Source organism: Lentzea chajnantorensis (genome assembly GCF_054300775.1).
In genome coordinates, this window is the sequence record NZ_JBSDZT010000002.1 from 550,227 (window position 1) to 562,880 (window position 12,654).

Annotated in this window: 16 protein-coding genes; 11 read left to right on the forward strand and 5 right to left on the reverse strand. The window is 70.7% G+C overall.

Annotation, left to right across the window (positions count from 1 at the left end; genetic code table 11):
- Window positions 1-190 precede the first annotated feature (190 nt).
- From ACVDFE_RS03210 to serC, 5 genes are all read left to right on the forward strand, one after another.
- Window positions 191-1,015 carry an ABC transporter ATP-binding protein gene (locus ACVDFE_RS03210; RefSeq protein ID WP_458429529.1) on the forward strand — a complete coding sequence of 275 codons (825 nt, stop codon included), beginning with the start codon at window positions 191-193 and terminating at the stop codon, window positions 1,013-1,015.
- The gene (locus ACVDFE_RS03215) at window positions 1,012-1,809 is read left to right on the forward strand and encodes an ABC transporter permease (protein WP_360385617.1); all 798 of its coding nucleotides are present in this window, start codon (window positions 1,012-1,014) and stop codon (window positions 1,807-1,809) included. Before ACVDFE_RS03210 ends, ACVDFE_RS03215 begins: the two co-directional genes overlap by 4 nt.
- Window positions 1,788-2,843, forward strand: coding sequence for a sensor histidine kinase (locus tag ACVDFE_RS03220; RefSeq protein ID WP_458429530.1), 1,056 nt, complete (start codon window positions 1,788-1,790; stop codon window positions 2,841-2,843). The genes ACVDFE_RS03215 and ACVDFE_RS03220 overlap by 22 nt, the downstream gene beginning before the upstream one ends.
- Window positions 2,840-3,442: a response regulator transcription factor gene (locus ACVDFE_RS03225; RefSeq protein WP_360385613.1), complete on the forward strand. Its 603-nt coding sequence runs from the start codon at window positions 2,840-2,842 to the stop codon at window positions 3,440-3,442. The genes ACVDFE_RS03220 and ACVDFE_RS03225 overlap by 4 nt, the downstream gene beginning before the upstream one ends.
- A gap of 162 nt (window positions 3,443-3,604) precedes the next feature.
- Window positions 3,605-4,732 carry a phosphoserine transaminase gene (gene serC / locus ACVDFE_RS03230; protein ID WP_458429531.1) on the forward strand — a complete coding sequence of 376 codons (1,128 nt, stop codon included), beginning with the start codon at window positions 3,605-3,607 and terminating at the stop codon, window positions 4,730-4,732.
- Window positions 4,733-4,789: 57 nt separating this feature from the next.
- Here serC and ACVDFE_RS03235 read toward each other — a convergent pair whose 3' ends face one another.
- Genes ACVDFE_RS03235 through ACVDFE_RS03250 form a run of 4 tightly spaced genes read right to left on the reverse strand, consistent with a single transcriptional unit; the run spans window position 4,790 to window position 8,114 of the window.
- Window positions 4,790-5,902, reverse strand: coding sequence for an ABC transporter permease (locus tag ACVDFE_RS03235; protein WP_458434258.1), 1,113 nt, complete (start codon window positions 5,900-5,902; stop codon window positions 4,790-4,792).
- 29 nt (window positions 5,903-5,931) lie between these two features.
- On the reverse strand, window positions 5,932-6,582 hold the full coding sequence (locus ACVDFE_RS03240; protein ID WP_360385609.1) for an ABC transporter ATP-binding protein: 651 nt from the start codon (window positions 6,580-6,582) through the stop codon (window positions 5,932-5,934).
- On the reverse strand, window positions 6,579-7,631 hold the full coding sequence (locus ACVDFE_RS03245) for a peptidoglycan-binding protein (RefSeq protein ID WP_458429532.1): 1,053 nt from the start codon (window positions 7,629-7,631) through the stop codon (window positions 6,579-6,581). The genes ACVDFE_RS03240 and ACVDFE_RS03245 overlap by 4 nt, the downstream gene beginning before the upstream one ends.
- A gap of 27 nt (window positions 7,632-7,658) precedes the next feature.
- Window positions 7,659-8,114 (reverse strand): hypothetical protein, encoded by a 456-nt coding sequence (locus ACVDFE_RS03250; protein ID WP_458429533.1) that lies wholly within the window; start codon window positions 8,112-8,114, stop codon window positions 7,659-7,661.
- A gap of 89 nt (window positions 8,115-8,203) precedes the next feature.
- On the opposite strand from ACVDFE_RS03250, the gene ACVDFE_RS03255 reads away from it, so the two are divergent.
- From ACVDFE_RS03255 to ACVDFE_RS03280, 6 genes are all read left to right on the forward strand, one after another.
- On the forward strand, window positions 8,204-8,863 hold the full coding sequence (locus ACVDFE_RS03255; protein WP_360385603.1) for a response regulator transcription factor: 660 nt from the start codon (window positions 8,204-8,206) through the stop codon (window positions 8,861-8,863).
- Window positions 8,860-10,008 (forward strand): sensor histidine kinase, encoded by a 1,149-nt coding sequence (locus tag ACVDFE_RS03260; protein WP_360385601.1) that lies wholly within the window; start codon window positions 8,860-8,862, stop codon window positions 10,006-10,008. The genes ACVDFE_RS03255 and ACVDFE_RS03260 overlap by 4 nt, the downstream gene beginning before the upstream one ends.
- A 101-nt stretch (window positions 10,009-10,109) precedes the next feature.
- A complete protein-coding gene (gene sepH, locus ACVDFE_RS03265) occupies window positions 10,110-11,033 on the forward strand; it encodes a septation protein SepH (protein WP_360385599.1) in 924 nt (307 codons plus the stop codon).
- Between the two features lie 82 nt (window positions 11,034-11,115).
- On the forward strand, window positions 11,116-11,400 hold the full coding sequence (locus tag ACVDFE_RS03270; RefSeq protein ID WP_458429534.1) for a hypothetical protein: 285 nt from the start codon (window positions 11,116-11,118) through the stop codon (window positions 11,398-11,400).
- Between the two features lie 64 nt (window positions 11,401-11,464).
- Window positions 11,465-11,848: a hypothetical protein gene (locus ACVDFE_RS03275; protein WP_458429535.1), complete on the forward strand. Its 384-nt coding sequence runs from the start codon at window positions 11,465-11,467 to the stop codon at window positions 11,846-11,848.
- A 76-nt stretch (window positions 11,849-11,924) separates the two neighbouring features.
- Window positions 11,925-12,347 (forward strand): hypothetical protein, encoded by a 423-nt coding sequence (locus tag ACVDFE_RS03280; RefSeq protein ID WP_360385593.1) that lies wholly within the window; start codon window positions 11,925-11,927, stop codon window positions 12,345-12,347.
- Here ACVDFE_RS03280 and ACVDFE_RS03285 read toward each other — a convergent pair.
- Entirely contained in the window at window positions 12,334-12,558 is a 225-nt protein-coding gene (locus ACVDFE_RS03285; protein WP_458429536.1) for a hypothetical protein, read from the reverse strand. The two genes, ACVDFE_RS03280 and ACVDFE_RS03285, sit on opposite strands and share 14 nt — an antisense overlap.
- Window positions 12,559-12,654 lie beyond the last annotated feature (96 nt).

Sequence of the window (12,654 nt, forward strand, 5' to 3'; positions counted from 1 at the left end):
TTCTACCACTCGAAAGCCGTTTACCGCCCAGTGGAAACCTTGCCGAAACATGAACGCACGCGGGGAGCTTTCGTTCACCAGGAGCGCACGAAAGGGCCCCGCGTGCCGCCGTGTCCACCGACCGGTGGACAACCGGGGTCGGCGGGGCGGTCGTCCCGGAGAGGCACCCGTGCGCCGGAGGATTTGTGGCATGAACGCGATTCGAGTGCGAGGGCTGGAGAAGGCCTACGGGGGGCACCGGGCGGTGGCCGGGGTGGACCTCGACGTCGCCCGCGGTGAGGTGTTCGCGGTCCTCGGGCCGAACGGGGCCGGCAAGACGACGACCGTGGAGATCCTGGAGGGGCACCGCGACCGGGACGCCGGGGAGGTGAGCGTGCTCGGCGGCGACCCGGCGAAGGCGGGGCGGGTGTGGCGCTCGAAGCTCGGCATCGTCCTGCAGAGCGCGAGCGACGCCGCGAACCTCACCGTCCGCGAGGCCGTGCGGCACTACTCGGGGTTCTACGGGGACCCGCGTGACCCGGAGGAGGTCATCGACCTCGTCGGGCTCACCGAGAAGGCCAAGGCCCGCGCCGGCACGCTGTCGGGGGGTCAGCGGCGCCGGCTGGACGTGGCGCTCGGCATCATCGGGCGGCCGGAGCTCGTGTTCCTGGACGAGCCGACCACCGGGTTCGACCCGGAGGCGCGCCGCCAGTTCTGGGACCTGGTCCGGCTGCTGGCCGCCGAGGGCACCACGATCCTGCTGACCACGCACTACCTCGACGAGGCAGAGGCGCTCGCCGACCGCGTGGCCGTGCTCGCCGGCGGCCGGATCGTCGCCGAGGGCACGCCGCGGACGCTCGACGGCCGCGCACACGCCGACGCCACCGTGCGGTGGCTGTCCGACAGCGGCTACACCGAGATCCGCACCTCCGAACCCACCAAGGCCGTCGCCGAGCTGTCCCGCCACGGCGAGCTCGCCGAACTCACCGTCACCCGGCCGTCGCTGGAGGACGTCTACCTGGAGCTGATCAAATGACCACCGCCGTGCTTCCCGGAACCCTGCGGCTCGGCCTCGCGAGGGGTGCGGCCGAGCTGAGGGACTTCTTCCGGCAGAAGGAGAACCTCATCTTCACGGTGTCGTTGCCGGCACTGCTGATGCTGCTGCTCGGCACCGTCTACGTGAAGGAACCGGCCGCCGCGCAGATGTTCGCCGCCAGCATGATCGGCGCGGGCATCATCTCGACCTCGTTCGTCGGGCTCGGCATGAGCGTCGTGGCCGACCGCGAGGACGGCACCCTCAAGCGCCTGCGCGGCACGCCGATGCCGTTCACGTCCTACTTCATCGGCAAGATCGTCCTGGTCTTCGTGACGAGCCTGTTCGAGGCGGTGCTGCTGGTCGCGGTGGGCGTGCTGCGGTTCGACCTGGAGCTGCCGTCGACCGCGGCGAAGTGGGGCACGTTCGCGTGGGTGTTCGTGCTCGGCGTCGTCTCGTGCTCGCTGATCGGTGTCGCGCTCAGCTCGATCGCGACCTCGACCCGCAGCGCGGCGGGCGTGCTGAACCTGCCCTACATCGTGCTGCAGTTCCTCAGCGGCGTGTTCATCATGCAGTCGGCGCTGCCAGAGTCGCTGCGCACGGTGGGGTCGTTCTTCCCGCTCAAGTGGGTGTGCCAGGGTTTCCGCTCGGTGTTCGCTCTGGACGAGAACTACGCGGTCATGGAGGCGGCGGGATCATGGGAGCTCGGCAGGACCGCCCTGGTGCTCGGGGCGTGGACGCTGGTGGGCCTGGTGGGGGTCAGCCGGACCTTCAGGTGGACGAACGGCAGTCGCTGATCACCTGGTACGTGCTCTTCGCGGTCACCCAGGCCACCGCGCTCGTCCTCATCCTGATCGACAACAACACCCTCGCCGACCGCCTGACGGCGGCGGGGTTGCTGGGACTGAACGCGCTGTGGTTCCTGTTCTACGGCCGCAAGCTGGTCCGGCGCGGGCACGAGGACTGGCACGGGTTCGTCTACGCCGCCGGCTCGCTCGCCACGTTCGCGCCGGCGGTGTGGTTCAGCGGCAACGCGACCTTCGCGCTGTTCGGCCTGGTGCCGCAGATCTACATGGTGCTGCCGACCGCGTGGGCGTTCCTGCCGATGGCGGTGTTCGTGTTCACGCCGCAGATCCTGACCTGGGCCGCGGGCGCCGTGCCCGCGCTGCCCTGGCCGGCCGCGCTGCTGATCATCGGCTTCTCGCAGGCCTTCGGGTGGGCGATCAGCCAGATCTCGCGGCAGAACGCGCAACGCGGTGAGCTGCTGCACCGCATCGAGGCGCTGACCATCGAGGCCGAGCGGGCCCGGTGGTCGGCGGAGATCCACGACACGCTGGCGCAGGGCTTCACGTCGATCATCACGCTGCTGCAGGGCGCGCAGCCGAACGTGGAGCTGGCACTGGCCACGGCACGGGAGAACCTGCGCGAGGCACGGGCACTGGTCGCCTCCACCGCACCGTCGCCTTTGGACGGTTCGTCGCTGGAGGACGCGTTGCGGCGCCTGGTGACCGGTGCGGCGCTGCCGTCGGCGTTCCGGGTGATCGGCGACTCGGTGGCGCTGCCGACGTCGGTGGAGGTGGTGCTGCTGCGGACGGCCCAGGAGGCGCTGACCAACGTGCTGCGGCACTCCGGTGCGTCCCAGGTGGACGTCGTGCTGCGGTTCGACGCCGACGGCGTGTCGCTGGAGGTCCGCGACGACGGCCGCGGCTTCGGCGACGCACCGGAGGGCTTCGGCCTGCGGGGCATGCGCGCCCGGCTGGAGCAGGTGGGTGGCAGGCTGTCCCTGTCGTCGGACGAGGGGGCCTCGGTGCTCGTGGAGGTGCCGCTGTGATCAGGATACTGCTGGTGGACGACCACCCGGTGGTGCGGCAGGGCCTGCGCGGCATGCTCGTGGCCGCGGACCTGGAGGTGGTCGGTGAGGCCGGTTCCGGTGCCGAGGCGATCTCCCAGGCCGCGGCGCTGCTCCCGGACGTCGTGCTGATGGACCTGCGCATGCCGGAGATGGACGGTGTGGCCGCGACCGCCCGGATCGTCGGGACGGGCCCGCGCGTGCTCGTGCTGACCACCTACGAGACCGACTCGGACATCCTCCGCGCGGTGGAGGCGGGCGCGTCGGGCTACCTGCTGAAGGACTCGACGACCGAGGACCTGATCGCCGCCATCCGCGCCGCCGCGCGCGGGGAGACGGTGCTGGCGCCGTCGATGGTCGCCAAGGTCGTCGGCCAGGTCCGGACCCCGCCGCTGTCGGCGCGGGAGGCCGAGGTGCTGCGGCTGGTCGCGAAGGGCCTGTCGAACGTCGAGATCGGACGGGCGCTGTTCATCTCCGAGGCCACGGTCAAGACGCACCTGCTGCGCGTGTTCAACAAGCTCGGGGTGTCCGACCGGACCGCGGCGGTCACCACGGCGATGGAGCGCGGGATGCTGCGGTGACGCGCCGAGCTTCCCCGGCCCCACCGCACGCCGGGCGGCTTCCGGCAGTGACCCAGGACACCCGCCTGTCACCTGCCGGCCACCGGCCTGCAACACTGTGAACTCCGGCAACGGCGCCGGTCAGGTCCGTTAGAAGACTCACCGCCCCGGAGGCGTGACCACATGACCCAGACCGCCGATCCGACCTCGTTGGTGCTGCCCGCCGACCTCAAGCCGTCCGACGGCCGCTTCGGCTGTGGACCGTCCAAGGTGCGTCCGGAGGCCGTGCAGGCCCTGGCCACCGAGGGTGCGGCCCTGCTCGGCACGTCGCACCGGCAGAAGCCCGTCAAGAACCTCGTGGGCCGGGTGCGGTCCGGTCTGCGCGAGCTGTTCGCGCTGCCCGACGGGTACGAGGTCGTGCTCGGCAACGGTGGCACCACGGCGTTCTGGGACGCGGCGTCCTTCGGGCTGGTCCGCGAGACGGCGCAGCACTTCACCAACGGCGAGTTCTCGTCGAAGTTCGCGAAGGTCACGCAGACGGCGCCGTTCCTGAAGGACTCGCTGGTCACCAAGGCCGAGCCGGGCACGGCGCCGGAGCTGTTCTACGCCGAGGGCGCCGACCTGGTCGGCTGGGCGCAGAACGAGACCTCGACCGGTGTGGCCATGCCCGTCACCCGCATCGAGGGCTCCGGGCAGGCGCTGATCGCCATCGACGCCACGTCGGGCGCGGGTGGCCTGCCGGTCAAGGCCGAGGACTTCGACGTCTACTACTTCGCGCCGCAGAAGTCCTTCGCGAGCGACGGCGGGCTGTGGCTCGCGCTGATGTCGCCGAAGGCCCTGGAGCGCGTCGAGGAGCTCAAGGACCGCTGGGTGCCGGAGTTCCTGTCGCTGCCGACCGCGCTCGACAACTCCACGAAGGACCAGACGTACAACACGCCGTCGGTGGCCACGCTGTTCCTGCTGGCGCACCAGATCGACTGGATCAACGGCAACGGCGGCCTCGACTGGGCCGTCGCGCGCACCAAGGACTCGTCGGACCGGCTCTACTCGTGGGCCGAGAAGACCGCGTACACCACGCCGTACGTCGAGAAGGCCGCTGACCGCTCGCAGGTCGTCGGCACGATCAACTTCTCCGACGACGTCGACGCCGCCACCGTGGCGAAGGTGTTGCGCGCCAACGGGATCGTGGACGTGGAGCCGTACCGCAAGCTCGGCAAGAACCAGCTGCGGGTGGCGATGTTCCCGGCCATCGAGCCGACCGACGTCACCACGCTGACGCAGGCGATCGACTGGGTCGTCGGCCAGCTCTGACAGCGCACGCGGGGAGCTTTCGTACTCTCGGAGAGTACGAAAGGTCCCCGCGTGCGTTCAGGCAAGAGCCTCGGTGGGGGATTGGCGGGCGGCCCGCACCGCCGGGTAGAGCCCGGAGATCGCGCCGATGAGGATCGCGGCGCCCACTCCCCCGAGCAGGGCGGGCCACGGCAGTGCCGCCGGCCACCGCTGGCTGATCGAGTACCCGGCTGTGACCGCGACACCCACGATCACGCCGACCAGCCCGCCGAGCCCGGACAGCAGCACCGACTCGGTGAGGAACTGCCACCGGATCTGCCGCCGGGTCGCCCCGAGCGCCCGCCGCAGACCGATCTCCCTGCGCCGTTCCAGCACTGAGATCACCATCGTGTTCGCCACGCCGACACCACCGACGAGCAGCGCGACCCCGCCCAGGCCGAGGAACAGGGCGTTGTAGGAGCTCTCCGCGAGCTTCTGCGCTTCCAGCGCCTCCGAGGGCCGCGACACCTTGACCTCGTTGGCCTGCTTCGGGTTCAGCGTCGGGCCGAACAGCCTGCGGACGTCGTCCACCTGGTCGGGTGTGGTGCGCACGTAGACCGTGCCGGCGTTGCCCTCGAACCCGAACGCCTCCTTGGCCGCCTCCCAGCCGACCAGCGCCGAACGGTCGATCTCCGGCGAGAGCGGCAGCGGGCCGAGAATGCCGACCACGGTGAACCACTGGCCGTCGATCCACAGCTGCACACCGGGCTCCTGCACGCCCAGGCGCGCGGCCGCGGTGCCCCCGAGCACCACCGACTTCTCCCCCGGCGTCAGCCACCGGCCGGCGCGGACCTCGGCGTGCAGCACCGCGAGCAGGTCCTGTTCGGCGGCCTGCACCTGCAACCCGAGCGTGTCGCTGGCGGGCACCAGGTCGTTCTTGCGGACGCTCGCGGAGATCTTGCCCGTCGCGCTCGCCGCCGACACCGCGGCGATCCGCCTGGCCATCGGCACCGCGGTCTCCGGCAGCTTCGCGTCCTGGCCGAAGAAGTCCTGGCCGGGTGCGGCGGTGAGCAGGTTGGTGCCCAGCCTGGACATCTCCTCCCGCAACGCGGCGGCGCTGGAGGCGGGGATGCCGACGACCGCGACGACGGCGGCGATGCCGATCGCGATGCCCAGTGCCGACAGCACGGCGCGGACCGGGCGGGTCCTCATGCCGAAGAACCCGAGGCGCAGCAGGTCGATCACACGACCACCCCGTCGCGGACCTCGACCCGGCGCGGTGCCCACGCCGCGATGTCCCGGTCGTGGGTGATCATCACGATCGTCGTGCCGTCGGAGTTGAGGCTGTCCAGCAGCTCCAGCACGCCCGCGCCGTTCTTCGTGTCCAGGTTGCCGGTCGGTTCGTCGGCCAGCAGGATTCTCGGCGTGTTCACCACGGCCCGCGCGATCGCGACCCGCTGGCGTTCACCACCGGAGAGCTCGTGCGGCTTGTGCAGCGCCCGGTGGATCAGCCCGACCCGGTCCAGTGCGGACATCGCCATCGAACGCCGCTTCGAGCGCGGCACGCCGGCGTAGACGAGCCCGGAGGCCACGTTCTCGATGGCGGACAAGCCGTCCGTGAGGAAGAACTGCTGGAACACGAACCCGATCGTGCGGGCCCGCAGCGCCGAGAGCGCGTTGTCCGACAACGACGAGATGTCGTGGCCGTCGATCTCGACCCGGCCCGTCGTGGGCTTGTCGAGCGTGCCCATCAGGTGCAGCAGCGTCGACTTCCCCGAACCGGACGGTCCCACGATGGCGAGCATCTCCCCGCCCCCGACGGTCAGGGAGACGTCGCGCAGCGCCTGCACGCCACCGGGGTAGGTGCGGCTCGCGCGGTCGACGGTGATCACTCGGTGGTCACCACCTTCACACCCTCGCGCAGGCCGTCGCCCTGGACCTCGACCTGGCCCTTGGCGAAGATGCCGACGGTGACCGGGATGGTCCTGCCGTCGTCGGTGACGACGCCGTAGCCGCCCTCGGCCGACGCGAGCAGCGCGCCGATCGGCACCGCCAGGACGTCCTGCTTCTTCGCCACGGTGAACAGCGCCGTGACGTTGGCGGTCTCGACGCCTTCCGCGGCAGCGGGGTCGTCGACGGAGATCGTCAGCACGATCTTGGCCTTCTGACCCTGGTTGGGGTCGCCCGCCGTGCGGGTGATGCCGGTGATCGTGCCGGTGGTGGGCTTGCCGCCGGTGATCGACAGCTCGACCTTCTCCCCCTGCTTGGCGAGGCGCTGCTTGGCCGTGTCCAGCTCGACGGTGACCGCGCGTTCGGTGCCGGTGACCTTCATCAGGTCACCGCCGGCGGGGGCGCCGAGCTGGGCGGTCAGGGCCGCGACCCGGATGGCGCCCGGCTGGACGACGACGTCGCCGGTGCCGAGCTTCCCGGTCTGCTCCAGGCCGTTGGCCTTCTGCCACTTCTTCAACGCCGTGGCGGTGTAGTAGGTGAACTTCTCATCCGGAGTGCCGAAGTCCTTGTACCCCAACGCGGCGAGGTTCTCCTCCACCACCTTGACGTCGGGTCCGTTCGACATGCCCTGTTCGAGGTCGCGGTAGAGCGGCAGCGCACCGTAGAACAGCGGCACCGGCTTGGCGTCCGCGTGGAACACCGGCTTGCCCTGCTCGATGACGGCACCCTGGTTCGGCAGCCCGGTGACGGTGCCGCCCTTCCGGCTCGACAGACCGCGCTCGGCACCGAAGCCGAGCTGGCCGGTCAGCTGCTGCTGGTCGGCGAGGTTCGTCCGCTTCACCGGCACCGTCTTCGCCGGGTCGTTCCGCAGCGGTGCGGCGTTGGCCTGATCGGCCGCGACCCTCGTGAGGACCACGACCCCGCCGGTGCCGAGCACCACCGCGGCGACGAGCGCGGCGACGACGACCTTCCTGTTGACGCGGCGGGTCATCCGACGGGCCTCGCCGCGACCATGCCCTCACCGAGGCCGCAGTCCTTCATGTCCTGCTTGACCTTGTCGTTCTCCAGGTCGGGGAAGCTCGATCGTGTCGGTGGGGCCGCCGCCTTCGAACTGCGGGTCCGGCCAGTTGTAGCCCCTGTCGCGCATGCACTTCGCCTGCTGGCGCAGCTTGTCCTGCTCCTCGGGCGACGGCGGCTTGAGCTCGCCGCCGTTGGGCAGGTGCTGCTTGCAGGCCTCGTGGGCGGTCTTCATCTTGTCCTGGTCGAGTGCGACGCCGTCCTCGCCGCCGATCGCGATGCCGACGCGGCCGTCGTCCTGCGGGTCCGGCATGTTGATGCCGTTCTCCCGCATGCACTGGGCGAACTCGACCATGTCGCCCCTCTTCTGGTCGTTCTGGGCGGCCGGTTGTTCTTCCGTCCCGCAGGCGCTCAACGCGAGGAGCAGCCCCAGCAGCACAGCGGTGGTGGTCTTCATGGCGACAGGTCTACGGAGGACGTCATTCGACGGCGTTAAGCGAAAGGCTTTATCCAGTGCTTATGCCCCGTTCGCGGAGACTGTGCGGCATGCGTGTGCTGGTGGTCGAGGACGAACGGCTGCTCGCGGACACGGTCGCCGAGGGCCTGCGCCGGTTCTCGATGGCGGTCGACGTCTGCTACGACGGGGAGGCGGCCCTCGAACGCGTGGGCGTGCACGCCTACGACGTGGTGGTGCTCGACCGGGACCTGCCGCTGGTGCACGGCGACCAGGTGTGCGGGGCCGTGCACGCCCGCGGTGGTGAGGCGCGGGTGCTGATGCTGACCGCGGCGGCCGAGGTGGACGACCGGGTCGCCGGGCTGGGGCTCGGTGCCGACGACTACCTGACCAAGCCGTTCGCGTTCGCCGAGCTGGTGGCACGGGTGCAGGCGCTGGGACGGCGGGCGCGGCCCGCGTTGCCGCCGGTGCTCGAACGCGCGGGCGTGACGCTGGACCTGCCGCGGCACCAGGCGTCGCGGGACGGGCGGTTCCTGCCGCTCTCACCCAAGGAGTTCGCGGTGCTGGAGGTGCTGATGCGGGCGGAGGGCACCGTCGTGAGCGCGGAGGAGCTGCTGGAGAAGGCGTGGGACGAGCACGCCGACCCGTTCACCAACGCCGTGCGGGTGGCGGTGATGACGCTGCGCCGCAAGCTGGGCGCACCGCAGGTCATCGAGACCGTGCCCGGTGCCGGCTACCGGTTCGGCCCGTGACGCTGCGGACCAGGCTGACGGCCTGGTACGCGGGGGTGTTCCTGATCGCGGGCGTCGCGCTGGTCGGGCTGAACTACTGGCTGCTCGCGGACTGGTTCCTGCCCGCTGACGGGGTCGCGCTGGCCACGCAGGGGATGGTGACGCGGCCACTGGAGGTGGAGCCGGTGCAGCAGACGGTGGACGTGACCAGGCTGCCCGCGGACGCCGTGGTCATGACGGCCGCGGCGGTCAAGACCGACGTCATGGGCACCGTGCTGTGGCAGTCCGCCATCGCGCTGGTGGTCGCCGCCGTGCTGGCCGCCGGGCTGGGCTGGGTGGTGGCCGGGCGGGTGCTGGCGCCGTTGCACGAGATCACCACGACCGCGCACCGGCTGGAGGCGACCCGGCTCGACCAGCGGATCGAGCTGGAGGGCCCGCCGGACGAGCTGAAGGAGCTCGCGGACACCTTCGACGGCATGCTCGACCGGCTCGCCTCGTCGTTCGACAGCCAGAAGCGGTTCGTCGCGAACGCCTCGCACGAGCTGCGTACCCCGCTGGCCGTGCAGCGGACCCTGATCGAGGTGGCGCTGGCCGACCCGGACGTCACCGAGGAGACGCGCAGGCTCGGCGCGCACCTGCTCGACACGAACGAGCGGAGCGAGAAGCTCATCGACGGGCTGCTGGTGCTCGCGCGGAGCGACCGCGGGCTCACCACGCGTGAGCTGGTGTGGCTCGACGAGGTCGTGGAGGACGAAATCGAGGCGTGCGCGGCACTTTCCGCCGAGAAAAAGGTCACGTTTGCGGTTCGGACACGCAGGTATCTGGTCGACGGCGACCCCGTCCTACTTGCCCAGCTCGTCGGCAACCTGGTGCGCAACGCGGTGCTCTACAACGAGCCGGGCGGGTCCGTCACGGTAGAGCTTGATCAAGACCTCGTCGTCGCGAACACCGGTCCCACCGTGCCTGCGCAGGCGGTACCCGGTTTGTTCGAGCCCTTTCGACGTCTGCGCGACCGCACGGGCACGGCCGGATCGGGCCTCGGGCTGTCGATCGTGCAGTCCGTGGCGAAGGCGCACGGCGGCTCGGCGAAAGCTCGTCCGAACGGGGGAGGAGGGCTGGTGGTCCAGGTGAACCTTCCGGAAACCGGCGTGCGGCAGGGCCCGTGAACTGGCAAGATCACGTAAAGATATCGGCGAGTCTCCCACCTCTTGGCGGCTCGTTGTCTTAACGTTCTTCGCTGGCGAGGTGCAGATTCAGGGAGGCCACGATGCGAGCGCTGCGAGTCATCGGGCTCGACGAGGACGGCAAGTCCGTCATCCTCGAGGACCCCGAAAACCGCGGCGAGCGCTTCAAGCTCCCCGCCGACGAGCGCCTGCGGGCGGCACTGCGCGGTGACCTGGCCCGTCTCGGCCAGATGCAGATCGAGTCGGGCGAGGCCCAGATGCGGCCGCGCGAGATCCAGGCCCGCATCCGCGCCGGCGAGTCGATCGAGCAGGTCGCCGCTGCCGCCGGGCTGCCCACGCACCGCGTCGAGCGCTTCGCCTACCCCGTGCTCCTGGAGCGGTCGCGCACGGCCGACATGGCCCAGCGCGCGCACCCGGTGCGCGAGGACGGGCCGGACGTCCAGACGCTGGGCGAGGTCGTCGCGCACTCCTTCGGGCTGCGCGGCCACGACCTGAGCGACACGTCGTGGGACTCGTGGCGTGGTGACGACGGCCGCTGGATCGTGCAGCTGCACTGGAAGACCGGTCGTTCGGACAACCGCGCGCACTGGGCGTTCCACCCCGGTGCGCAGGGCGGCACGGTCACGGCGCTGGACGAGGCCGCGGTCGACCTGATGGACCCGAACCCGAACCGCACGCTGCGCACGGTGCGGCCGGTGACGCAGCTGGCCCGGCAGGCGCTGGAGGCGGCTCCGGTGATCATCGGCCCCGGTCCCGTGGTGGACGAGCCGGTCGCACCCGCACCGCCGGCACCGGTGGTGGAGAAGCCCGCGCAGGAGGACCTGCCCGAGCCGGAGCCCGTTCCGGCCCAGGCGACGGACTCCCCCGCCACCGCGGTGGCGGAACCAGAGGCACCCGCGGCGGAGAAGCCGGTCCGCAAGGACGCTCCGCCCAAGAGGGGGAAGAAGAACCACCCCATCGTGCCGTCGTGGGAAGACGTTTTACTCGGCGTGCGGTCGAACCGCTGACTGAAGGGCCGACGCCGTCATGGGACGTCGTGTCGCGCTGGCTGCCGGAGTGGGTGCACTCCTCGGGCTGGTCTGGTGGGGGGTGTTCGGACTCATCGCGTCCGGCGCCGTCTGCACGAAGGACGACTACGGGTGCCTCGGCACCGCCGTCATGACCGTGCCGGTGTTCACGGTCGTGGCGTCGGTGCTGGGGTGGCTCGCGCTGCGCGCGGTGAAGCTGGCCCGGCCGTGGCTGGCCGTGCCCGCGGTGGTCATGGCCGTGGCGACGACGGTGTTCTTCGCGCTCGGGTTCTTCTGGGCGGCCGTGCCGATCTTCGCCGTGTTCTTCGCGCTGGCCGCGGTGCTCACCACCCCGCCGCGGTCGTGAAGGTGTTGTGGAGGTTCCGTGCACAACGGCCTGACCAGGTGCTTGATCAGGTAGTCCTGGGCGCATGGTGGTGCGCGTGGTCGTGGGGGCGGTGACCGGAGCGGTCGTCGGCGCGGGTTTTCTGGTGACGCTGCACCAGCTTCCGTCCAGGGGTCCGGCCTACCTGGTGTTCTCGGCGATCCCGGTGCTGTTCGCGTTCTGGACGTTCGTGGCCGGTGTGCTGATCGCCGGCGGGTTCCGGCTGGGGCGGCAGGAGCGCGGCTGGTGGGCGACCGGGATCGGCAGCGGGCTGTGGGTCGTGGTGGTCGTGTCGCTGGTGATGGCGCGGACGTTCTCGAAGCACGCCCACCCGCAGTACGCCGAGACCGCGTTGATCCTCGTGCCGTGCGTGGCCTACGCGCTCGCGGCGCTCTTCACATCGAGACGTCCCGTGGAGTCACACAGCTGAAAGGTGTGGGACGGCCGCTGCCAGGGGTACCCGTCGGCAGGTTTTTCGGGTCCCCACGAGCGATTACGGTGGCAACGTGACGGAACAGAGCACCGCGGGCAAGACGGGCAAGGCGGGGCGCCGGTTGTTGCTGCGCGTCGTCCTGTCGATGGCCGTCGGCGCCGGGCTGGTGCTCGGCTGGACGTGGGCCTACGAGGGCGGCGTGCTCAAGTCGTGGCTCGACAGCCAGTCGATGTCGGAGTTCCTGCTGCTGGTGCTGGTCGGGCTGCCGCTCGCGCTGGTGTCGTCGCTCGTGCTCGCCGGCCCGGTGCTGTGGGTGTTCGGGGTGCGGCCGGTGTGGCCGGTCATCCTGCTCGGACCGGTGCTGCTCGGCATCGGGCTGTACCTCAAGGTGCACGAGCCGCTGCTCGCGTGGTTCTCGAACCGGCACCACGCCGAGGCGCTGCTCGCGGCCGTGGCCTACGGGCTCGTGGCGTTGTTCACGTTCAAGAAGGCGTAGGCACCTCGTCCAGCAGGTGCAGGTCCCAGCCCTCGCGCTCGCACCAGTCCTCCGCCTCCTCGCGGGAGAGGACCGCGGCGTGCTTCGGGCGCTGCCCGCCGAGGTGGTCCCAGCCGTCGGGCGCCAGGACGTAGTTCACCCCATCGCGTGAGGCGATGAGCCGTCCGTGTGGAAACGCCATCGTCTGCTCGGTGCGCAGAAACCGCGTCATGGTGGTCATCGTGCCCTTGACCTCGACCTATGTCGAGCCGGGAGGGTCGGGGCAGCGAAAAACCGGATGCTGAGTGTCGGTGCTCCTTCGTACTGT

Excerpts from the sequence above, each read along its gene's own strand:
- ACVDFE_RS03210 (WP_458429529.1), top strand. The coding sequence starts at position 191 with ATGAACGCGATTCGAGTGCGAGGGCTGGAGAAGGCCTACGGGGGGCAC.
- ACVDFE_RS03215 (WP_360385617.1), top strand. The coding sequence starts at position 1,012 with ATGACCACCGCCGTGCTTCCCGGAACCCTGCGGCTCGGCCTCGCGAGG.
- serC (WP_458429531.1), top strand. The coding sequence starts at position 3,605 with ATGACCCAGACCGCCGATCCGACCTCGTTGGTGCTGCCCGCCGACCTC.
- ACVDFE_RS03235 (WP_458434258.1), bottom strand. The coding sequence starts at position 5,902 with ATGAGGACCCGCCCGGTCCGCGCCGTGCTGTCGGCACTGGGCATCGCG.
- ACVDFE_RS03245 (WP_458429532.1), bottom strand. The coding sequence starts at position 7,631 with ATGACCCGCCGCGTCAACAGGAAGGTCGTCGTCGCCGCGCTCGTCGCC.
- ACVDFE_RS03250 (WP_458429533.1), bottom strand. The coding sequence starts at position 8,114 with ATGAAGACCACCACCGCTGTGCTGCTGGGGCTGCTCCTCGCGTTGAGC.
- ACVDFE_RS03255 (WP_360385603.1), top strand. The coding sequence starts at position 8,204 with ATGCGTGTGCTGGTGGTCGAGGACGAACGGCTGCTCGCGGACACGGTC.
- sepH (WP_360385599.1), top strand. The coding sequence starts at position 10,110 with ATGCGAGCGCTGCGAGTCATCGGGCTCGACGAGGACGGCAAGTCCGTC.
- ACVDFE_RS03275 (WP_458429535.1), top strand. The coding sequence starts at position 11,465 with ATGGTGGTGCGCGTGGTCGTGGGGGCGGTGACCGGAGCGGTCGTCGGC.
- ACVDFE_RS03285 (WP_458429536.1), bottom strand. The coding sequence starts at position 12,558 with ATGACGCGGTTTCTGCGCACCGAGCAGACGATGGCGTTTCCACACGGA.